This window comes from Bacillus thuringiensis (assembly GCF_001595725.1).
GTDB lineage: Bacteria > Bacillota > Bacilli > Bacillales > Bacillaceae_G > Bacillus_A > Bacillus_A thuringiensis_K.
The window spans coordinates 82416-108246 of the sequence record NZ_CP014283.1; the positions used below are offsets into that span (position 1 = coordinate 82416).

The following is a 25831-nucleotide window of genomic DNA, read 5'->3' on the forward strand; positions in this document are numbered from 1 at the left end:
ATTTGTAATTTTTAATTTTAATAAGCGTAAAAACCTTTACCACTCTTTCTACCACATTCACCTGCATCCACCATCTTTTTAAGTAATGGACAACATCTAAACTTTGGATCTTGATATTCCTCATAAAGTACATTCAAAGAATGTAATACTGTATCTAACCCAATTAAATCTGCTGTTTCTAATGGACCCATTGTATGTCCAAAGCATTTTTTAAATATATCGTCTACCTGTTTAGGCGTTGCTACACCATCCATTACAACCCAAGCCGATTCATTCATGAATAAGTGGGAGATACGGTTAGAAACAAACCCAGTCTGATCATTAACCACAATTGCATCTTTATCTAATTGTTTGAGGAAAGATTGAGCTTTTTCGACCGTTTCATCTGAAGTTAAATACCCTCTAATAACTTCTATAGATGGTTTCATATATACCGGATTCATAAAATGCATTCCTATTATTTTATCTGGACGCTTTGTTACTCCTCCTACTTTTGTTATTGAGATACAAGACGTATTGACTCCGAAAATTGTATCCTTTTTACATATCTCATCTAATCTTCTATAGATCGGCTCTTTAATTTGCCAGTTTTCTGGAGCATTTTCTACTATATAATCACATTCAGCCACTTCATCAAGATTAGTAGAGCTACTTATTAACGAAAGTACTTCTTCCTTATGCATTCTAGGAAATGCTTTATTAATTAGAGGAGCAAAGCGAACTGTCTCTAATATTTTCTCTTCCGCTATTTCTAACTGCTCTTCTGTAACATCAATTAATACCGTTTCTAGACCATGCAGCACTAAATCTACTGCCATGCCGATCCCCATTGTTCCAGCACCTACAATACCAATTTTCTTGAACATTTATCCATCATCGCTCCCTTAATATATTTATAATTTATATCTAAAAACTTTTACATTGAAGAACTCTTTGCAGGTAACGTTTTTGTTCTCTCTCTTTAATCTGTTTTTCAGTAAGTGCTGTTTTCATCATTTGGATTGCTTCTTCTACATCACTTTTCTCCACTGAATACCCCGAATTAATTTTTTCTTCCAATTGACTTTGGACCTTTTGAAATGGGAGTACTACCTTTTTCTGATAATCACTTAAATCTGTATTATAATTTTTTGTACTTACAACTACAGTTAAACACCCTGATATAACTTCTTCATAATCAGATTCTTGTAATGTAAAAGAATTTTTTGTATTTAGGATATCTTTCTCCCTTTCATAATTACATGTCGATATAGCAGGGTTAATAGCTTGCAGAAGATACTTCAAGACTTCCTTTGGTCCCATTTCAATAGCTTTCATAGACCCTTGATTCATTAGATAGTGAATCATGTCCAACCATTTCACAGGCTTTATTAATTGTAAGTAAAGGTTTTCTCTTATATTTTCTACACCTTTATACATTGAACTATCATGATTCGCTATGACAGGTACTAATGGCTGTTTCATATCTATATTTTCTAGTACACTCTTATATTTTTCAGCAGCAGGTTGCATCATAGGAGAATGAAATGGCCCACTTAATTTAAGGGGGATTGCAATTCCCCCATGCTCTACTACCATTTCACAAGCTAACTGAACCGCAGAGTTTGTACCAGAAATTGATGTTTTATTTGGAGTGTCATAAGCCGATATATATACTTCCTGTCCCTTGGTTAACAATTCTGAACAAATACCTTCAACAATTTCTGGAGCAAGATTGTTAACCCATGCCATAGTTCCATCTATAGTCAATGCATAGCTACTCAAAATCGTACTACGTTCTTGTACTAATTTTAAGGTATCTGAAAATGCAATTGCTCCAGAAGCACATAGAGCTGTATATTCTCCCAAAGAATATCCAATCATTGCCTCTGGTTTATTGCCTATTTCCTGTTCAAAAACTCGAAAAGCTGCCATGCTAGTTGTTACTAAAGCAGTCTGTGAATTTTGTAACTTTTCAAGGTCAGCTTTGTATATCTTCTCCATACAAAGGGAAGCCATGTCTATTTTTAGAGTGTCACTTGCTTCTTCAAATATCTCACGTGCTACAGGGAAGTTTTCATAAAGGTACTTACCCATTCCAGAATAATGGGATCCCACGCCAGGAAACATAAATACAATATTCATCTTTTTATCTCCCTTTTTTTCATCTTAAGCTATCTTCAACTCTATCTAATAAAGCTCGTCCCTCTTCAGTTTTTCTTAAATTCACTAAATCAACTACATAGCGAATATCTGATACATCATTCCATCCTAAATCCAGTGCAAGATTCATATGCTTTAACGAAAGATCGATTCTATCAATTAATGAATAACCACATGAAAGTAAAAAATGATGCCATGCATTTAAATCTCCTATAGTACGAGCTTTTTGTACAAACTCACTAGCTTTATTAAAATCTGAATAGTATCTTAGTTGATGGTATGCGGTAAAAACGAAATTATCTAATTCGTTATAAGGAAACACATAAGCTGTATAGGTTTGAAGATTTGTGAATCCAACTTTTCCCGCTAGTTTAATAGATGGAATACGGAAATCCTCTGTCTTCCAATGTGGTGTTCTTCCTTGTTTTAAACAGTCATCCAAGAATGCTCTTGCAGCCAACCAAGCATACCCTTTACCTCGCTGGAATAAATCATAAGTATTAATTCCAATTTCCACATCAGTATCTGTTGCAAAAACCGATAAGCAACTAGTTACAACTTGTTCATGTACCATTACTACATAACCAAATCCATTTCGGATGAAATCCTGAGTTGACTCCCAAAAATCAACAATATCATCCCGTACCATTGCGAACTTTTTATCTGATAGCATGTCGATTGTAATTCGTTCCACCGTTACCTCATCAGACATATTAGGTTTAGATAACTTATTATAAGACTCCGGATCAAAAGTAAATGTTACTCGAGTGTAAGGTTTAGGAATAAACATTTGCAATTGTTCCTCGACAACCTGTTTCCATTTTGATTCGGGTAATAATTCAACCTGAAAAAAGTCATCCCCTATCTGCTGAGCCTCAGGTGCAATTACTTCTTTAATAAAAGTTGGTAGACTTGAAACAAAATTACTTGTAGGATCACCTAATAAATAAAAAATTTCTTGTTCTGCCCATACAAGTGCACATCTAGGATTATTAGGATTATCCACATAAATATGTCCCTTATTGTAACCATGAGCTATACCATTAAGTATTGGATGGTTCTTATAATCAACGAGAAGTGGAGATATTTGTTTGAATTCATCCTTTTCTTTTACCAATTCATAAATCATATTCTTAAAAGTCCTCCCTTTTGAGAACAAGTGTGAAGTGCATGCTGCGCAATAATTGGCTGAAGTACCTGCGAGGTACCTTCAATAATTTCTAAAACCTTTGCTTCCCTAAATAAACGCTCAACAGGATATTCTCTTGAAAACCCGTTTCCACCAAACACTTGGACAGCGTCTGTGGCTACCTTCATAGCCATCTTTGAGGCAAAATATTTTGCAATGGTTGTTTCAATTACAGCATCAGTATGTCTATCCTGACGCTTTTTCCCAGCCTCTTGGCATAACGAACGAGCTGCTTTTATATTTACACTTGCTTCTGCTAAAATTGTTTGAATTGCTTCATATTCACATATATATTTATTTCCTTGTTTTCTTCTTCTTGAATAAGCTACCATTGCTTCTAGTGCTTCTTGAGCAATGGCTACTCCCGCCCAGGCAATACTATATCTACCATGATCAAGAGCTGTGTTAACTACATAACTCCATCCACCCCCAATTGGTCCTAACAAATTTTCAGCTGGTACCTTTACATCTTGCAAATGAATCTCAGCTATATGCGAGGAATTACTTGCTAACAGTTTACTCATTTTATTTGTAGAAACACCCGTCATTGACCGTTCAACAATAAAAGCGCTAACTTTTCCCTCACTAGACGCAAAAACTAAAAAACAATCCGCAATGTCAGCAAAAGAAATCCATTTTTTGTGCCCATTAAGAATAAAATGATTATTAACTTGTTTATAGGAAGTTCCAACCGCTTTTGCATCAGAACCAACCTCTGGCTCAGTTAGGGCAAATGAAAATAATAGGTTTCCCTTTGCCATCTCAGGTAACCATTTTCTCTTTTGCTCTTCAGTCCCCCACCTTTTAATTGACTCCCCTACTAAAGATACATGAACTGTAAGTAATTCACGAACCGAATTACAAGCTTTACCAATGATTTCAGTAAGACGACCATAATCTAAAGAATCAAGAGAAAGCCCACCATATTCTTTTGGTATCGTTGCACCCAATACACCATAACTTGAGATTTCTTGTATCACATCATAGGGAAGCTCTTCATTACTTTCAAACTCACTTGCTCGAGGCCGAAGCTTCTTTTCCGCAAACTCATCAACTACTCCCAGAATCTCTTCTGCATTACTCATACTGTGAAATTCCCATTCTTCTTTTTGTTAATTAGATCAACCATATTATTAATAGTAGAAAAGTTAATAATATCAAGTTCATCATTATCTACTACTATATCAAACTCCGTTTCTATGAAATTTAACATTTGCATAGCAAAGAGCGAATTTACATAACCTTTTTCAAATATGTTGTCATCATTAGCAACAATAGTTTCCTCTGCATTAAAAATAATAAGATTTTTTTTAATGTATTGACGTATTTTTTCATGATTATCCATGTAATTACTCCTTCTGAGACCTGGGAAATCAATTAACCTATATCCCAATTAAAATCAGTCTCTATTTTTATTTTTTCTTTCTCCTGAGTCGCAGATAAAACAAGTTCTTTTTCCTCACTTGTTAACATTTGAATATCTTTTAGACTAACATTAGGATGAGTTGTTATTTCTTCTAATAGAAGGTTAAATCGCCGTCCAAATTCTACTATTGTTGATTTATCAAATAAAGATGTAGCATATTCAAAAGTGAATTCATATATATCTTTATTTTCTTCAGCAATAAGAGTTAAATCAAACTTACTTGTTAGTGTATCTGTGTTTGTTTCCGTGCTAATTTCTAATCCATCCACAACTGTATGTTTTTCATCCGAATTTTGTAATACAAACATGACATCAAATAAAGCACTTCGGCTTAAGTCTCTAGAAAGATCTAATTTTTCCACTAACTGATCAAATGGATACACCTGATGTTCGAAAGCTTCTAACGTATCGTTTTTCACTTTTTTCAAGTGATTAATAAAAGATTGATCTGGATTTATTTGATAACGTAATGCAATTGTATTTACAAACAACCCCATAAGAGGTAACAGATCAGCATGCGGCCTACCTGCAACTGGTGATCCTATAATGACATCCTTTTGTTCCCCATGCTTGTACAGAAAAATAGTGAAGGTAGCCATAAGTAACATAAAAGGTGTCGTATCAGTTTCTAGTGCTATTTTTTTTATTTTCCGAGTAATTTCCTTGTTTACTTGGAAATTATATTGTTCACCCTCAAAACTCTTTACAGGTGGCCGACCTCGATCATATGGTAATTCAAGAACTGGTATATCCCCTGAGAATAATTCTTCCCAGTATTTCTCATGGATATCAAATTCTTTAGAAGATAATAATTTTTGTTCCCACACAGCATAATCTTTATATTGCAAACGATTTTCCGGCAATGTTTCCCCAGCATATAGGGCCTTAAAATCATGCATAAATATACTTAAAGACACGCCATCTGTTATGATGTGATGAAGGTCAATTACAAGTAAATAACTATTATCTTTTAACTCCTTTAGTCCAGCCCGCATTAACGGAACCTTAGAAAGATTAAATGGTTGCAACCATTCTTTATACTCTCCCTTTATCATTTCTAGCTCAAATGTTACCTGTTCTAATACTCTCTGTACTAACTGATCCCCCTGCCACTCAAACTGTGTTCTGAGTATTTCATGACGTTTAATAAGCTTTTCAAAGACTAATTCTATCCTTTTCCGGTCCACCGTTCCTTTAAGAATAAAACAACTTGGTACATTGTATGTCATCTGTGCCCCATCCATCTCTTGTAATAACATCATTCTTTTTTGAGTCGATGAAACCGGGTATACCTCAGATTCCGGTACTATTTCTATATCTTGCAACCTATTTTCTTTTGAATTTTTAATAAAATGACTTAGAGTGCTTATTGTTGGATACTCAAAAAGATTTGCCAATGATAATTGCACGTTAAATTCTTTCCATATTTTAGCGTTGATTACAGTAGCATGAAGGGAATGACCACCAAGTGCGAAAAAATTATCTTCCACACCAATACAAGGATTACCTATAACTTCTTTCCATATATCAACTAGCTTTCTCTCCATATCATTGAGTGGTTTTACATAATTAGTAGTCTCCATCAATGGAGAAGAATCTATAATTACATTCTTTGTATTACCTTCTATAACAGAAAAAAGAAATGTCATTATTTGTTCAGCTAAATTTTGCTCGTATTGTGCAGCATGGTGAATTTTATCTGAAATGTTTACTATTCCTTCTTTAGTTACTGATTTTGTTAAGTGCATTTTTATCAATGATCCGCGAATTACTCCCCAATTGGCAGCTGCTGTCTTCATAGATTCAGCGATAGTTTGAAAGTCCGAGTGATAACGCTCACCAAGAAACGAAAGCATTTTTGAAAACTTCACTCGGCCATCTACAACTTGACCTAAATGTGAGAATAACGGAACATCATTAAAGTCTAAATATCCATCTGTCTCTTTATTTAAATCAAACCTACTTATTAGTTTCGTAGCAAAAAGGTGCATTTGTGAAAAAATATGTTTTTCATCTTTTATATGTTTTATCCAATTTGACAAATCGGTTGTAATCGATTGTATGTCTGTGATCTCATCTTCAGTAACTTTTAAAGTACTTACTTTTTGATAACCCTTATGAAAAAGTTCTATTGAAAGTTGTGCATTTTTAACCATAAAATATGGATCGGTAATAATTAAACAGTCTTCTTCGGGCTCATACCCTACAACAACAAATGAATGAACAATATGATTTTTTAGATAATTTTCATCCCAAGGAAGCCAGTAAGCATTCATGGTTAACACCACAGGAAATCCCGAGTATAACTGTTCTAATATAATTTCAAATCCTTCATCGGATGAATCTGTATCAAATATAGTACTTTTTATACCATGATATTTTTCTAAATCACTTACAAAATAACCAGACTCTGTAAATAATCCATCCCCTAAATTCCCATTATCGACAGGAGAAAAACCAAAATCCCATAATCTAGCGTACATTAAATAATGTTTACGCTTAAACCAATTAGCTAACGTAGCAATTACATCATCAATACAATTCTGTTCAGAACTTTTACAAGGCTCTACATCATATAAGATTGAAGAAGTATAATTTCCCATTTACTCACCTCTATATTTTTACCAACAGGAAAAACTATTGTAATTTGGTTATTTCTCTATACTAAATTTACAGAGATATGTATATCTTCTTTAAAAAGCTATCAATTATTATTAACGCATTTCATATAAAGAATCTTATTTCTCGAATCACTTTTTTATTTTAATCTTTCTATAATAGGGAGGAGAATTCCCTAACTCATAGTCACCAGAATAAACACTTACATTCCAGAAAGCTAAGAGGGAAAGCTCCTTTAATCCCACAGTATAGCAAGTGTAAATTTAAACTCTTAAAAGTCGTGTTTACAATATGAAGTAATACTAATTATTTTTCTTTTCTGCTATATAAGCAGCTAGTTGTTTAATATTGCGTTTTGTATATGCGACTAAGTCGTCCGTATTAAGATTCTCATTTTCTAAAGCAAGATCAAGCTCAATAGCTAGTAGAGAATTTCCTCCTAAGTCAAAGAAATCATCCTCTACACCGACAGCTTCAATCTTCAATATACTTTTCCATATTTCAACTAAACGAGATTCTAACTCATTACTAGGAGACATCATACTCTCCTCCTCATTCTTAGGTAAAGATCTAGGTGAAGGTAAGGAATGTCGATCAACCTTTCCACTTGGTGTTAATGGTATGTTTTCAACTTCAACAAAGAAAGTAGGTATCATATAACTCGGAACTAATTTCGCAAGATGCAATTTCAAATCAGAAATGGATACAAGTGATTTTGCTACGAAATAAGCTACAAGTTTTTTCTGCCCATCTTCATCTTGAATGTCTACTATCACTGCTTCTTTAATTGCATGATGTGAAGATAAAGCATCTAAAATTTCCCCTGGCTCGATTCGATATCCTCTAATTTTTAATTGTTCATCATTTCTACCGAGGAATTCTATATTCCCATGAGGTAACCAGCGTGAAAGATCTCCTGTCCTGTACATTTTCTCCCCTTTTACAAATGGGTCTGGTAAAAACTTTTCTTCAGTTAATCTCATTTGATTTACATATCCTCTTGCAAGCCCTTCTCCCGCAATATACAGCTCTCCTACCGCGCCAATAGGCTGAAGTCTCTGTTTTTGATTAAGTATATAAAGCCTTACATTCGGAATAGGCTTTCCAATAGGAATAGTATTATAGTTTTCACTTTCTTGAAGTGAAAATGTACTTGCAATAACCGTCGCCTCAGTAGGACCATACATATTTTCTATTTGAGTCGATAGTCGATGCTTTTTAAATTTATTAACCACCTCATGTGTCAAAGCTTCACCTGCAAGTAATATATACTTTACTTTATTTAAAACCTGGCAATTTTCATTATTAAGTGTATTTACGAATGCTCTAAACATAGATGGTACAAAATTTAATAATTTTACATCATATTTATCTATAGTTCTTAAAATTGCCCTTGGGTTTCGATGTTCCCCATTTTCCATTATTACTAATTTACTACCTACTATGGTCCACCCAAACAACTCTAAAACAGATACATCAAATATATAAGGCGTCTTCAGTAAATACGTATCTGATTCATCCATAGGATATAAATGAGTCATTGAAAATAAGAAATTCACAATACTACAATGTTCAATCATGACTCCTTTTGGTCTACCTGTAGAACCTGAGGTATATAAAATATAAGCTAAGTTATTTGGTTTTCCAGTAACCTCCAGGTTACTTGTATCACCAACGTACAAATTTTCTTGCTTTAAATCAATAATCTCTCCTACAAATGGAATTTCACCTACGTATTTAGATTCTGTAAGTACAAATTGAAGATTACAATCCTCTAAAATATGTTCCATTCGACGCTTTGGATATTCAGGATCAATTGGTACATATGCGGCTCCAGATTTTAGCGCAGCAAATATAGCTATAATCATTTCTACGGATCTTTCCACAACGATACCAATTTTAGTTTCCTGATCTACACCTTTTTGTCTAAGAATACGAGCAAGCTGATTTGCTCGATTATTGATATACGAATAACTGTACGGTATATCATTTGAAATAACTGCGATTTCTTCTGGTTTATTTTCAACCTGATCCTCAAAAAATTGATGAACTAATTTACCCTGAGTAAAATCTAATTTTGTATTATTAAGTTCATTTAACATCCTTGTGGCTTCACTTTTACTTAAAACATTAACGTCTTCAATTTTTGCTTCAGGATTAGCTACCATCCACTCTAGCGTATTTATAAAATGCATCATAAACCGCTCTATAGTTTGCGGATAATATAGTCCTGTCGCGTATTCCAATTCTAATCGCAGACCCTCTTCTTCCGGAAAAACTTCTATACTCATATCTACCTTTGAAGCTTGATGCTTAATTTCGTATGATTTAAATGTAATATCTTTTATTTTTTCTGATGTTCTTCCGATATTCTGCATTACTAACATGACATCAAATACAGGATTTCGATTAGTATGATAAGCCATGTCTAACTTATTTACTAACTCATCAAATGGGTATTCTTGATATTGAAATGCTTCTAGCGCATTTTCTTTTACTTCATTTAAGAATTGAATTATCGTCTTTTCCGCTTTAGGATGATTTCTCATAGGTAGAGTATTTACAAACATACCTATGATAGGCTCAAGATCATGATGAATTCTTCCTGCAATTGGAGAACCTACTATAATATCTTCCTGTTGCGTATACACATGCAATACTATATTTAGTGACGAAAGAAGTACCATATATAAAGTAGCTTCTCTTTCATCCGCAAAGGATTTTAATTTATTAGAAAGTTCAGGTGTTAAATGGAATACTAATCTATCACCTTCAAAAGTTTGATTTAGCCCACGTGGCTTATCGGTTGGGAACATAAGAATTGGTAACTCACCTTTAAACTTCTCTACCCAATACTCTTCAATTTCTTTCAGCCCTTCATCATGTAAACGGTTGGTTTGCCAATTGGCATAATCTTTGTATTGTATTTTAATAGGCTCTAAGGCTTTGCCTGAATATAAATCTATAAACTCTTTTTCTAACTTCGCTAAAGATACTCCATCTGCTATTATGTGATGAAGATCAAATAGTAACAGATATTGATTGAATTCTAATTTCATTAAACCGACGCGCATAAGTGGAGCCCTATCTAACTGAAAAGGACGAACAAATTCCTGTATTAGCTCTTCAATTGTTGATCTATCAGATTTATATAAATGTTCAATTCTAATATCTAAACTATCATGAATAAATTGAACTGGTTCACCTTTAATAAATTGGAATGAAGTTCTTAATGATTCATGACGTTCTACTAATTCTTTGACACATTGTTCTGCCTTTATAAAATCAAACTCACCTTCTATTAACATTGCACCTGGTATATTGTAGGCAGTTCCTATTCCAGCAAAGCGGTTTAATATATATAATCTTTTTTGTGAAGAAGAAGCTTGATAAAATTCTCTATCAGGTACAATCTCAATTTGAGAATAATTTTTCTTCCCTTCATATTTCTCTATATACTCCGCTAATAGCATAATTGTAGGCCTTTGAAACATTTCACGTATAGGTACATCTACACCTAAACGTTTATATATGTGAGAAACAACAGAAGTAATTTGTAAAGAATTACCTCCTAATTCGAAAAAGTTATCATTCACACCTATTTTCTCTATTCCAAGTACTACTTTCCATATCTCAGAGAGCATTTGTTCAATTTCATTACGTGGTTCAATAAATAAAGCTGTGGATTGCTCCCAAATTGGATCTGGAAGAGCTTTCCGATCTATTTTACCGTTTGATGAGATTGGAAACTGCTCAATCGGGATGATGTATGCAGGAATCATATAAAAAGGTAAATACTCTCTAAGGAATTGGCGTACCTCTTCTACTTTAGCTGAAGAATTCATAACAACATATGCACATAAAACCGGAGCATCTTCTCCCTCTTTTTTACGTGTAATTACAATAGCTTCACCAATTTCAGGATATCGTAATAGTTGCTTTTCTATTTCTCCCAATTCAATTCGTAATCCACGAATTTTGACTTGATCATCCATACGGCCTAAATATTCAAGATTTCCATCTGGTAACCAGCGAGCCAAATCTCCAGTACGATATACCTTGTCATCTATAATAGAAGAACCCTCTTTGTTGATTTGTATAGGAACAAATTTCTCCATAGTTAACTTAGGTTGATTTAAATAGCCTCTTGCTAATCCTTCTCCTGAAATACACAATTCCCCAGGAATTCCAACGGGTTGTAATTGTTGATTATCACCCATAATATAAACTTTTTGATTAGCTAGAGGCCTTCCTATTGGTAATTGATTCATAAATTCTAACTCAGCGTGCTGAACATGATAACATGTAGAATCTACAGTTGTCTCTGTAGGTCCATAAGCATTTGTTAAATTTGGTCGGCAGTTTTCATTAAATAAACCAAGGAATTTCCGTGCTAATTTCGGTGGTAATTCCTCTCCAGCAATAATAAAATGTTTAAATGAATATTCTATTTCTTCATCTATAAAATTAGTTAATAATCGAAGATGCATCGGCGTTCCATCCGCGATATTTATTTGCTTTTCTTGATAAAAATTAATTAGCTTCTGCCCATCAGTTCTTGCTTCCTCAGGTACTATAAATAAACTATTTCCTAATAGAAGCGCACCAAACATGTTTTGTACTGAAGCGTCAAACTCAAAAGGGGAAACTAACCCGATTCGCATAGAAGAACTATATTTATCATATATTTCATTTTTTAACCCAAATATTAAATTTACAACACTACGATTTTCAACCATAATTCCTTTAGGATTACCTGTAGTTCCAGAGGTAAAAATAACATATGCCAAATCGTAAGGTGTACTTACTGAAGGGAAACTAACCAACTCTGTTTCAAGTAGTTCATTAAAACTCACCATACTACAATCCTGGATTTCTCTTGTAAAATCTTCACTAATAACCTCTGGTTTTACTATACAAAGTGGAGATTTACATTCTTTTAGCATCGCCTCTATCCGTTTATACGGCAAATATATGTTAATAGGTAAATAAGCAGCCCCACTTTTTAAAATACCTAGCATTGCAATGACTGCATCAATTGATCGATCCATCATAAGACCAACAATGTGTCCTTTTCCAATTCCTTTTTTATGTAGAGAACTGGCAACCAGATCTACCTTTTCTTTTAATTGAGCGTATGTTATTTCTCTTTTGTCATCAGAAACAGCAAGTTTATTTGGATTATGCATAACTTGTTCTTCAAATAACTGTATCACCGTTAAATGATGCGGGTAATCTAACTCAGTTTGATTAAATGCAATTAACTCTCTTATATCATTATCACTAACCCAATCTAAATCTATATGGGGCGTATTCGGTTGTAGTAAAGCTTGCTCTAACAAGTCTATAAAATGATGACCAAATCGCGTAACATTAGATGTTTTGTATAGATGTTCATTAAAATACATATCACCTTCTATACACCTATTTACTTGACGGAAAGAGAATATAATCTCAGCATTGCTCTCACTTAAATAATTTAAATCTTGAATTTCCTCTAGCAAAATTGCAGTACGGAATGGATAATTACGCCCCTCTGGAAGGTAGTTACTCAAAACCGGTTGTAAACTTTCCAATGGGAAATTTTGATGTTCTAAAGCATTAACCATTACTGTACTAACTTGCTGGAGAATTTGTCTAAATGTCATATGTTCCTCAAGACCATGTCTTAAAACTAACAAAGTATTAATAAGGTTAGTATCACTGTCTTGTTTTAAAACAGGTGTACCAATGCATATATCTTGCAATCTAGTATATTTATTTAACAGCAAAGTAAGTCCAGCAGTAAGAATCATGTGCAATTGAAGATCTGATCCATTTGCTAACTTTAAAATCTTCTCGGACAATTCCTCTTTTAGTTTTATGCTAACATTTGATAAATTCACCTGTTTGTTTGATGTCCGGTAATCATAAGGGAAATGGCAGTCAGCCAGTTCCCCTGATAAGTTTTCTAACCAAAATTCTCTTTCCTTTATTCGTTCATTTGCGGCAATTACTTTATCTTTATTCGCTATTCGTTCAACCATAGTTACTCACTCCTGACAATAATCAATTAAAAGTTAAAATCCCCAAAATCTACTGATACCTTAACTGGTTGCAGTTCTTGAATTTCTTGTTTAAATGAAATATCTTTTAATAAAATTTCAGGATGATCTACAATTTGTTCAAAAATCTCAACATAACGCTCACATAACTTTTGAACCGTGTCCCTAGTATATAAAGAGGTTGCATATTCCATAGTCAGTTCAATTGTATCTTCCAATTCAACCACTCTTAGCAATAAATCCATTTGCGCGCGCTTAAAGTCGTGATCATATGTCTTTAGTTCTAAACCATCGATAAACATATGATCTGCATCCATATTTTGCATAACAAATGAAACATCGAAAAGTGGGTTCCTATTATACGTTCCTTGAAGTCCTAATTGATTAACCAGGTCCTCATATTGACATTTTTGATGTTCAAACGCTTGTAAGACCTGTTCTTTTACTTCAAATAGGAATTGAGTAAACCTTTGTTCAGCTCTTGGATAATTCCTTATCCCTAACATGTTTACAAATACTCCTATAATATCTTGTAAATCCGCATGTGGGCGACCAGTAATTGGTGAACCAATAACAACATCCTCTTGGCCAGTATATTTACCTAGCAAAATATTATATACAGAGAGCATTAGCGTATATAATGTTGTTTCTTCTTTTGCTAATAGACGCTTAATTTTCTTGGTAACATTGGAATCAATAGTAAAGGATATTTTACTACCTTTCAGATCTATTATTTCAGGTCTTGTATAATCTGTAGGCATATTCAAGACAGGTACACCATCTTTAAACTGCTCTAGCCAATACTGTTCATGTTTGAGAGCAATTTCTTTTTCTTTTTCACTCTGCTGCCATTCTGAGTAATCCTTATACTGTATTTTCAAACTTGGTAATTTCTCTCCAGAGTAAAGCGCAAATAGATCTCTAACGAAAATATCATAGGAAACTCCATCAGTTACTATATGATGTAAATCAATAATTAAAATATGTTTTTGTTCTTCCAATCTAATTAACCCTACACGGAAATATGGAGCATTATTAAAATTAAATGGGCGAATAAACTCATTAATTATTTGTTCCACTTCAGATTCAAAGCCCTCAATTTGAGTAATATGGAAATCAGCATGATCATGAATAATTTGTACCGGTTTATCATTTTTCATTTCAATAGTAGTTCTAAATATCTCATGACGCTTAATTAATTGAGTGAACGCCTTTTCTAAACGTTCAATGTTTAATTTTCCATTCAAAAGAATAACGGAAGTATCATTATAAGCTGTACTTTCTGGATACAATCGGTGTAATACATAAAATCTCTTCTGAGCTGAAGAAAGCTGATAATGAGATTTAGGTTCAGCTGGAACAATAACATCAAATTCACTCTTATCTGCCCTTGAAATATAATTTGCTAGTTTCTCAACATTTGATAGAGTAAAGAGTTCTTTAATAGGAACTTCAACATTAAACTCTTTATGAATTTTTGAAACAATAGTAATAGCCTTAAGTGAATCTCCACCTAGTTCCAGAAGATCATCATGAACACCAACTTCTGAAACTTTAAATATATTTCTCCAAATTTTTGAAAGCTTTTCTTCTACCTCATTACGAGGTGCTACATATTCAGTCAAGAGTTGTGGTCTAGAATGGTATAACGTAGAATCTAATTCTTCTTCCTTCTCATCATTGAAAGAATTTAATAACACCCATTGATCAATCCGTGCTTGCAGTTCCCCTGGAGAATGAATCAGTACTTCCCCTTGTTTCCATGACAGTGCTATATTAAAGGCCTGAACTCCTTCTTCAGGTGTCATAGATAATTCATGTACACTTGCACCTATCTGCATATCTTTTTCTTCATCTTCCCAGTATTTCCAATCACTCCAATTGACACTTATCCAAGGCAGGTTGGAATAACGATTTATATATTGTGCAAAAACATCCATGTATATATTTGAAGCAGCATATGATACATAACCTAATCCACCTAAGACCGCTGAAATTGAAGACATTAGAACACAAAAATCTAAATCTTTATTTCGTAAGCACTCTTCTAAATTGAGAAGACCATAAATTTTTGCAGAAAATTGTTCCTCACAGTCCTCTTTTTCAAGTTCCTGAATCAAATTAAAAGTCTTTCCACCAAGAATACCTGCACCATGAATTACACCATTAATCTTTCCAAATTTTTGTTCTGCCTTATGAATTACTTCGTATAGTTGTGATTGATCTGTAACATCAGCAGCAAGTACATAAACTTTAGATCCCGTTTCTTCTATCTCTAAAACTTTACGAATTCTGTCCGAATACATCGTATTTTCCTTCAAATGCATATCCCACTCATCACGATTTGGCAGACCTGTACGTGTAAGAAGAACTAAGTTGGCTTGTACAGTTTGAGCCAAATGTTTCGCAAGAATTGTACCAATACCTCCGAGTCCTCCTGTAATAAGGTAAACTCCATTTTTTCGTAAAGGCAATTTCTCTTTAGCTGGCTGTTCTAGTTGTATAGGCTCATAAGTTTGAACAAATCTTTTATTTCCTCGATAAGCAATCATTTTATCATTCGTATTTGAAAGACATTCTTCTACTAATTGATTTATTAGCCTACTCTTCAATTCTTTGTTTAGAGGTAAAACAACATCAACACTTGAACAAGAAAGATAAGAATACTCTTGCGGAACAACTAATGACGTTCCAAGTACAGTTGATTTTTCTGGAATTAATTCTTCATCACCAAACACTTGTTGAACACCATTTGTAATGATTCGAATTGAGATTGAATCAGATATATTCTTGTCTCCTAGTGCCTGAGTTAAGTAAAAAATTGAATAGAATCCTAAGTTTTGTTTACAATTTATATATTCAATTGAGGCTTGTCTTTCCTCATCCGTAATTCCCCACATATGAACTATTCTTGTAGGTAAACCACATATTTCTTGTACTTCATCCAATAACTTAACGTAATCTGTACGTTCTTCAGGATTTATAATGAAGCGATCGTTATTCTCCTTATTAAAACCAAAGCCAGGTTCTACTGTAACTACTCTCTGCCCTTTATTTAATAAGTCCTTAACTAGTTCATTACCTAATCCTTCTTGATCTACAAAAACAATCCATGTCTCATTCACATCATGATTTGGTTCAAACAATGTAGAACTTTTCCATTGTGGCGTATAGAACCATTCAGAAATGTTGTTATTCTTACTAATTTTAGATTGCTTACTATTAAGCTTTTGACCTAAATCATACGGATTACCTTGTAATTTATAAGATATTTTATTGAAAGAATACATTGGTAATGGGATACGTCTTCTCTTCTCATCTTTATAAAATTGTTCCCAATCTATAGAAATACCTGTTACCCACATTCGAGTGATGTGACTAAATAAGAAATACATATCTGATACATCTTGTTGAACGGATCGAACCGTATTAAATATTCTTTCATTACCATTTTCATAATCTAAAAGGCGACTAGTAAGCCTACTAAGATCATTTCCAGGACCAATCTCGATGAATAGACTTGTATTGTCCCTATTCAACTCTTGAATTCCATCAGAGAATCGAACAGTTCCACGCATGTGTTTTACCCAATAAACTGGGTTTGTTGCTTCTTCAGGTCGTATCCAAGTACCAGTCAAGTTTGACAAATAAGGTATTTTAGGTTCTCTGAGTGTTAATGTACTAACATAGGAAGCATACTCGTCCAGAATTGAATCCAGTTCGTGTGAATGTGCTGCTCCTTCTATTGTTACTCGCATACACATTAAACGCTTTTTCTTTAATTCATTTTCAAAATCTACAATTGCTTCTTCTGTCCCAGAAACTATACAAGCTGGACCATTAACTACTGCTAAAGAAATGGTATGTTGATATTCTTTTTCAAAAGAATTAATCAAATGAATTAATTCCTCTTCTGGAAGTGGAACGCTAAGCATTACTCCTGCAGGAAGACTACTCATTAGCTGACCTCTTTTTACAACCAATTTAAGTGCATCTTCCAAAGTAAATACCTCTGCTAAACAAGCAGCCACATATTCACCAAATGAATATCCAATCATTGCTTCAGGTTTAATTCCCCAACCCATTAATAGTTTCGCAACTGAGTATTCAAACGCGAAAAGAATTGGTTGACTAAATTCCATTCTTTTTAATTTTTCCGTCGCCTCATCAATACTGAAAGTAGTTGGGTATAACACTTCTTTCATGTTTACATTCGTAACAGATTGAAGGATTGCAAAGCATTCATCCATAGCTTCACGGAAAATTGCCTCTTGTTCGTATAATTCTAACCCCATGTTTACATATTGCGATCCATTCCCAGAAAACAGGAAGTTAACTTTAGGATGTTCCTCTTTTACATTTACATATTGTACTCTTCTTCCTTCTGGCTGGTTTAACAGTTCAATTCCTTCTTGAGTACTGGAACAAACTAAAGCTCTCCTATGCTTGAATTCCTTACGTCCAATTTGCAATGTATAACTAGCGTCTGCCAAATTCACATGAGGATTCTGTTCAAGGTGATTTCCTAAATTCAAAGTCATACGATCCAAAGCATCTTTCGATTTTGCCGAAATCATTAACATCTGGTATGGTCTACTATTTGATGTTGCTTCAAGCTTTGGTGCCTCCTCCAAAATAATATGTGCATTTGTACCACCAATACCAAATGAACTAACACCTGCACGTAATGGTTTATTATCCTTTTTCCACTCATTTAATTGTTGATTTACATAAAAAGGTGTCTTTTCAAATCCAATTTGCTTGTTTGGTTTTGTAAAATTCACACTTGGCGGAAGAACCTGATCTTTCATCGCAAAGACCGTTTTAATTAGACCGGCAACACCGGATGCTGCATTTAGATGGCCTACATTTGCTTTAACAGATCCAATTGGTACAGATTGTTTTTCATTAGAGTTAAACACTTCACTAAGCGCCTTGATCTCAATGGTATCTCCTAGTTTAGTAGCAGTTCCGTGTGTTTCAATATAGGAAATGGACTCAGGTTCTACATTTGCTTCATGTTGCGCCATTTTAATAACTTCTACTTGGCCCTCTACACTAGGTGCAGTGTAACCAATTTTCCGATTCCCATCATTATTGATCGCCGTTCCTTTTATTACTGCATGTATAGTATCTCCATCATTTATAGCTTCCTGTAAAGGCTTCAGGACAACAATCCCAACTCCGTCTCCAAAAAGCATTCCATTTGCATTTTCATCAAAAGGACGACAATGACCATCTGAAGAAAACAGCATTCCTTCTTGGTAGGTATAACCTGCTTTTTCAGGTTGAGTTAATGTAATTCCCCCGGCTATAGCAATATCACAATGCCCCTGTAATAATGCTTGGCATGCATTATGAATAGCCACCAATGATGTAGAACATCCCGTAAAGATATTCATACTTGGTCCTTTAAGGTTAAATTTGTAAGAAATTTGAGTACTAAGCGAGTCTTTGTCGTTAAGTAATGAAATTAAAAATTGCCCAGCTGGTTCATTTGCCTCTGAAAGAGTAGATAACACTTGCCAATATAAGTTAGGAGATGCCCCACTATATACACCAATTAGGCCCGGGTATGTCTCGATATTATATCCAGCATGTTCAAGGGCAGACCACGCACATTCATGAAATACTCGTAGTTGCGGATCCATTAACGATGCATCTTGAGGTGTATAATCAAAGAATGGAGCATCAAAATTATCAGTTCCCTCTAAATACCCTTTCGCTTTAACGTAATTAAGGCTTTTTACTTCCATAGGATTTACACCAGATTCAATTAACTCTTCATCTGTAAAAAATTGAATAGACTCTGTACCAGACTTTATATTATTCCAGAATTCATTTACATTCTGTGCTCCAGGAAAACGTCCATCTATTCCTATAATTGCAATATCGTTATCTTCTTTTGTTTTTCGATTAAAACGTTTTGTATGTTTAACTTGATTCTTCTGCTTATCTCCACTTAAGTATCTCGCTAAAGAACGAATACTTGGATATTCAAACATAACTCCAATTGAAATATGTTTTTCTAATCTATTAATTAATCTCTCATGAATTTGAATTATATGAAGTGAAGTTGCACCAAGATCAAAGAAATTTTCATTTACATTTACAGTATCAACACTGTAAAACTCTTTCCAAATTCCTATAATTACTTCCTCTACTTCATCTTGATTTCTGAACTTATCTCCCGTTTTCGTTTGAGTTTCCAATTCAGAAATCCGTTTGCGAGAATTCAGATTGATCCATTGATCAAAACGTTTATTTAAATCTCCTGAAGAAATAATCACCTGATTTAAACCACTTAAACCAAGCACACATTGGAATGTTTTTTGTCCTTCCTCAGATGTCATTTCAAGTGCTTCTATACTTTGAGCATTGAATATTTTATTAACCTGTTCAGTTCCCGTGTACTGCCAATCTCCCCAGTTAATACTAGTCCATCGATTATTAGATGTATTACTCACTTTGTCTGAAAAACTATCTAAGTAAAGATTTGCTGCTGAATAGGCTACAAAACCTAAACCACCCAAAATAGGTGAAAGTGATGAAACAAGATAACAAAAATCAAGATTATAATTACTCAATAACTTATCAAGAACTAGCACACCATGTACTTTAGGAAGAAATTGCTCTTCACATTCAATCCTACTTATCTTTTCCATTGGACACTGAGCTGATTTAACACGTAAGACACCTGCTGCATGAATTACCCCATTTATGTGACCAAAATTAGCCTCAGCCTGATGAATCACGTTTCTCATCTGCTCTTCATCAGCTACATCTGCAACAGCTGTCATTACTTTTGCTCCCAATGACTCCAACTTCTGAATATGGTTAATACGTTGACATAATTGTTCATTTTCAATCTGTGATTGAAGAATTTGATCCCATTCTTCACGATCAGGAAGAGCTGTTCTACTAACTAATATTAGTTTAGCCTTTACTGTACGCGCCAAATATTCTGCTAATTTAAGGCCTACTCCTCCCATTCCACCAGTAATTAAATAAACCCCTCCCGATCGAATATTCGGAATTTTTGAAGCTGATTCATTTTCATTTATTACTAGCATTTCACTTACTTTTTCATCAGGTATAGGCTCATAAATTCGAATGTAACGAGTATTATTTCGAATTGCTATTACAGTGTCAATAATGTCCGTTTGAATCTCAGAATATAAGTTTGATATTAATGCTTCTTCATTATCAGACAACAAAAAATCTACACTACGGCATCTAATATTGGGATACTCTTGCGGAAATACTTTTATAGGAGCCAAAAGAGTAGATTTTTCTGCAATAATAGACTCGTCTCCTACTACCTTTTGCATATTATTCGTCATAACATTTATATTGATAGGATAAAGTAAATTAAATTTACTAATTGTCTTTGCAAGTGATATTAATGAATAGAATCCAGTATCTAAGGTCTCGATACCTAAATCCTTATTATCGACATTCCATAGGTGAACAATCTCCTCTGGTAAACACTCTTGTTTTTGTAGCTGATTAAATAACTGATAATAATCTTCTTGTTCAGTAGGGCATATTGTAAATTCATTTAAACTAATCTTTTTATATGAAGGACCCACACCGACTGTTATAACACGATGTCCATCTCTTTCAAGTTTTTCTTTAAGAGCTAAGCCTATATGCTCATTGTCTAAAAATAACAACCAACTTTTAGTAGATCCTTTAGTTACATCTACAATTTCTTTTTCCATCCACCCTGGAGTATAGAACCACTCAGCTATATTAGAACGTTTCTTTATCGATGTTTCTTCATTATTAGTTATATTTTTCTGTTCAGCTGAATCTATCCAATATCGTTTTTTCTCAAAAGGATATGTTGGTAAGGCAATACGTAATCTATATTCCTCTTCATACAGTTTACTCCAATTAATTTCTACTCCTAACTCCCACGCTTGTCCCAATATCTCTAAGAAGTTGTCTTGTAAAATAATCTGATTATTATTAATTTCAGAATTTAATAACTCTCCAATATGTACAATCACAGAATTAGGATCTACATCCTTAACTTGTGTTAGAAGTTCTACTTTTTCTCCATGCGTCCATTCTGTTTGTAACTCTGTATAGTTTTCAACTAATTGATTCAGGACATCTTCTGGCTTAAGAGATTTATTATAAATATCTGAAACCATTCCAGCTAAGCCTGTACCAATAATGTTAGAAGGACGTACATCACATTCAATTAATACATCAATAATCGATTGCAAGCATACGAAAAAGGTTAAATCTTCAACCAAGCTATCATCTGTTCCTTTAAAGAATGCTTCTTTCAATGCTTTTCCAGTATACATTTGGGCATCAGTCATATTACGCTCAAATACTTGTAAGAATAATGGTTCCTTTTGGTATAATTCTTTTACATTCTCAATAATTGATGTGTATTCGCCCGGTAACACAAATACCAAATCTGGATTTTCTTGCGTTTTTATGTGAAAATCTTTAACTGTTTTTAAATTGTTTATGGCGCTATCTATATCCTTACATAAGACCGCTCTTCTATACGGAAATGATCGACGGCCAGTTTGCAATGTGTATGCTACATCTGCTAATTCAACATCTTTATTCGATTCCAGATATTGAACCATATTTACTGTAGCATTATTTAAAGCTTCTTTTGATCTAGCAGAAAGAACCATTAACTTTTTCTCTCTAGTAGAAGCAGAACTTTTAACTTTAGGCGCTTCTTCTAATACAATATGAACGTTAGTTCCACCATATCCGAAAGCACTCACACCTGCTCGAAGAAGATCATTATCTTCACTTTGCCAATTCACCAAATCAGTATTGATATAAAATGGGCTATCTATAAAATCAATTTTCGAGTTAGGGCGCTTCACATTTAAAGTTGGCGGGAGTTGTTTATGTCTCATAGATAAAACTGTCTTTATAAGTCCCGTTACCCCTGCAGCTGTATCTAAATGACCTACATTACTCTTCACAGAACCAATTGCACAAAACGATTTCTTGTCCACATCTTGAAACGCTCTCTTTAAAGCCTCTACTTCAATAGAGTCCCCTAATGGTGTTGCCGTCCCATGCGTTTCTATATAACTAATAGTAGAAGGATCAACTTCGGCAAAACTATGTGCTGCTTGAATTACTTCAGCCTGTCCCTCAACACTCGGAGCAGTATAGCCTACTTTTCGACCACCATCATTATTTGCTGCTGACCCCTTAATTACACCATAGATTGTATCCCCATCAGCAATCGCATCTTCTAATCTCTTTAGTATTATCATACCTACACCATCACTAAAAACTGCACCCTGGGCTTCTGCATCAAAAGTACGTACTTTGCCATCAGGTGAACTTGTCATTCCTTCATGGTATTTATAACCATTCTTTTTAGGATACGTTATAGATACTCCACCTGCAGCTGCAATAGAGCATTCTCCAGTTAACAATGATCTACATGCAAGATGAATGCTCAAAAGAGATGTAGAGCATGCTGTATATAATGTAAAACTCGGTCCCTTAAGTCCCAGCTTATAGGATGTAAGCGTCGAAATTGCATCTTTATAGGAAAGAGTACCCGCCTCTGAAAACTCAACCACACTATCACTGTTTAATAATGGCGTGTGCTTCATCCAATTAAAATTAGTAGATGCTCCTACATATAACCCTATTAATCCTTCATAATCAAATGGATTATAGCCTGCCATCTCTAATGCTTCCCATGTTGTTTCCTGTAACATACGGATTTGGGGATCCATTATTTTCGCTTCTCTAGGTGTATAAGAAAAAAAGGATTCATCAAAATATTCTACTTCCTCCAAATACCCTTTTGCTTTCACAAAATTAGGATGTTGTAAAACATCTAAATTAACACCTTCTTTAATTAATTCGTCTTCAGTAAATGTAGAAATTGAATCAACACCATTTTTTAGGTTATCCCAAAATTGGTTTATTTCATTTGCACCTGGAAATTTACCTGCCATTCCAATAATCGCTATTTCCAAACCAGTTTTACTATCATCTTGATGCTTCATTTTCACTTTCCTCCTATTTTGTTTAATTCGGATTTTCTATGCTTTACATACTCTTAGCTACAATATTTAGCGCTAATACTCCTATTTCATAAACTTAAGCAAAAGAAAAAACACATGAAATTACCCATAAAGTAGCTAAAGTGATTTACATACCTGACAGAAAACAAAAAATTTTAATTACGATTTCTATTCCTAGATTGCAATGATATTTTGAGCACTCATTTTTATTCTAAAAACCTAATACTTTGGTAATAATTCTGTTAATATTACACTTTATGTAGTTAGTAACATATTCACAAGAAGTTTTCTTTAAGAAATTAATTTGTAGAGTAATAATTTTGTAGGGGATTTATGTTATAAAATTAAGCATACTTTTTCCAATATCATATAGAAAAAAACAAAAAAGTGACATACAGTGAATATTGAGAAATAAAATTCATTTATTCCATATCTAACCAAAATAGAACGAATTTTCAATTTTAAATTAGATTTTCTTGTATTTATAATTGCATTCTCTATAAATCATCTATGGTGAGCTTTTAAACTTCAAACATAAATGAAGTTATATGTGAAATTTTTTAGTTTAGATGAGGATCTATAAGTGAATTCATTCAAAAGGAATTACATATGCTACAGATTTAATGTTCTTCATAAAGTTATATGAATAAACTAAATTCCTTCAAACGTTTTAAGAAAATATTGAGGATGAACATCGTTAGTGGAGCGCTTACTACCGAAGGAAAACTTATTTTTAGGATTGCTGACTTACAATTTTGTATTGTACGACTCCTAAGACAGACCAAATAAGTTCATATGCTACAGTACTGTTTATCCTTCCGTTCATGTTGTTGATTTTCCGTTATGTTTTGCTATGCACATACAATATTTTCATCTTATACCCATAACTATTGTTCTGCAGACGCTTTATATTATCTTCAAACCCACTATTTCACTAAACTGTAAAATTAAAACCACTAAATTTCCGAATAAACTGAAAACTTATGAGAAATTGACAAGAAATCTTAATAAGATCTTTTCAATATATCTTAACTTTAAACGCCTGGAATCAGGACCCAATAATAATACTATACAGGGAAATATTCTACTTAATCACTTTTCATATTGCTCTACTCCAATTAAGCTGTTTGATAACAGTATATTAATGATAACTCCTATACTAGGCTATTATTGATTATTGTTTTCGCGAATTTCTTCGGAAGGTTCTTCCGTCGGATCTGGCTCATCTTCATCAACGCCATTGCAACCACATAACAAACCTACAGATAAAACAGTAGACATAAAAGCAAGTAAATATTTTCTTTTCCTCACGGATTATTCCTCCTTTCAGTTAAATATTTATGCTATTATCATCTACTTTAAAAAAAAGAATACGCTGAAGTTTTTTCAGTATTTTTCCCATACATCTAATTAAAATTAAATATAATTATTGAAAAGGTAAGATTTTAAGATATCTGTAAGCCTATCATAAAATGGAAAAGGGAGTTAACAATCATAATTACTCTGTATACGAAATTGTTTTTTTCAAATACTTTAAGCAAAAAACTTCAATAGGAGTGAAAAAATTGATAAGAAACAAACGTACAGTGATTCACCTATTTTTATTATTGGTTGTTATCGCTGTTTTTATATGGTCTGTTATTAACCCCGCAAAATACTCGACATGGGCAGCAGAAGCTTTCCCTGCTATTTTCGGTTTATTCATTGTAATTACAACGTACAATAAGTTTCGTCTCACCACTCTCTCTTATATGATTATTACAATATTATCCATAACAATGTTTGTCGGTGGTCATTACACATACTCAGAGGTGCCTCTTTTTAATTGGATACAAGATATTTTTGATTTAAAACGAAATCACTACGATCGATTTGGACATCTGATAAAAGGTTTGTTTATCATTGTGATAAGAGAAATTTTATTACGGAAAACTCAACTAACCGAAGGCCCTTGGTTAATTACGATTAGTATAAGTATTTCACTTGCTATTGCTGCATTATACGAAATCATTGAATGGTTAGCTTTTCAACTAGCAAAGGGAGGAAAAGCAGCAAAAGACTTTTTAGGTATGCAAGGCGATATATGGGATGCACAATGGGATATGTCACTTGCCTTAGTAGGCTCGATTTTTGCGTTACTCTCCCTCTCGACGTTACATAACCGGCTATTAAAAAAGAATTTATAAAATTCCAGTTCAATAATATATAGCTTTTCATCTCATTTTTGAATTTCACATGAAATATTTTTACATATTTTAACAAAAATACTCTGGTAACATTAAGGGTTCCAATTTAAAAATCAAGAATTATTAGTATAAGTTGGTATTATAAATTTCTATAAAATATCGCATTATAAATAATGTGGAAATGAACC

General features: G+C 33.5%; 10 protein-coding genes. 1 reads left to right on the top strand and 9 read right to left on the bottom strand.

Annotated elements, in window-relative coordinates:
- Positions 1–17 precede the first annotated feature (17 nt).
- From AXW78_RS26615 to AXW78_RS34545, 9 genes are all read right to left on the bottom strand, one after another.
- Complete coding sequence (locus AXW78_RS26615; protein WP_061884891.1) at positions 18–866, bottom strand: 3-hydroxyacyl-CoA dehydrogenase family protein; 849 nt, start codon at positions 864–866, stop codon at positions 18–20.
- 40 nt (positions 867–906) lie between these two features.
- Entirely contained in the window at positions 907–2124 is a 1218-nt protein-coding gene (locus AXW78_RS26620; RefSeq protein WP_061884892.1) for an ACP S-malonyltransferase, read from the bottom strand.
- Positions 2125–2143: 19 nt separating this feature from the next.
- Entirely contained in the window at positions 2144–3271 is a 1128-nt protein-coding gene (locus AXW78_RS26625) for a GNAT family N-acetyltransferase (protein WP_061884893.1), read from the bottom strand.
- Positions 3268–4416, bottom strand: coding sequence for an acyl-CoA dehydrogenase family protein (locus AXW78_RS26630; protein WP_061884894.1), 1149 nt, complete (start codon positions 4414–4416; stop codon positions 3268–3270). Before AXW78_RS26630 ends, AXW78_RS26625 begins: the two co-directional genes overlap by 4 nt.
- A complete protein-coding gene (locus tag AXW78_RS26635) occupies positions 4413–4676 on the bottom strand; it encodes an acyl carrier protein (RefSeq protein WP_000368639.1) in 264 nt (87 codons plus the stop codon). Before AXW78_RS26635 ends, AXW78_RS26630 begins: the two co-directional genes overlap by 4 nt.
- A 32-nt stretch (positions 4677–4708) precedes the next feature.
- Positions 4709–7360: a condensation domain-containing protein gene (locus tag AXW78_RS26640; RefSeq protein ID WP_061884895.1), complete on the bottom strand. Its 2652-nt coding sequence runs from the start codon at positions 7358–7360 to the stop codon at positions 4709–4711.
- Between the two features lie 318 nt (positions 7361–7678).
- Positions 7679–13402, bottom strand: coding sequence for a non-ribosomal peptide synthetase (locus AXW78_RS26645; protein WP_061884896.1), 5724 nt, complete (start codon positions 13400–13402; stop codon positions 7679–7681).
- Positions 13403–13428: 26 nt separating this feature from the next.
- On the bottom strand, positions 13429–23439 hold the full coding sequence (locus AXW78_RS26650; protein ID WP_061884897.1) for a type I polyketide synthase: 10011 nt from the start codon (positions 23437–23439) through the stop codon (positions 13429–13431).
- 1185 nt (positions 23440–24624) lie between these two features.
- Positions 24625–24768, bottom strand: coding sequence for a hypothetical protein (locus AXW78_RS34545; RefSeq protein ID WP_001231640.1), 144 nt, complete (start codon positions 24766–24768; stop codon positions 24625–24627).
- 254 nt (positions 24769–25022) lie between these two features.
- Here AXW78_RS34545 and AXW78_RS26655 point away from each other — a divergent pair, with 254 nt between their 5' ends.
- Entirely contained in the window at positions 25023–25643 is a 621-nt protein-coding gene (locus AXW78_RS26655; RefSeq protein ID WP_061884898.1) for a DUF2238 domain-containing protein, read from the top strand.
- Positions 25644–25831: the final 188 nt, after the last annotated feature.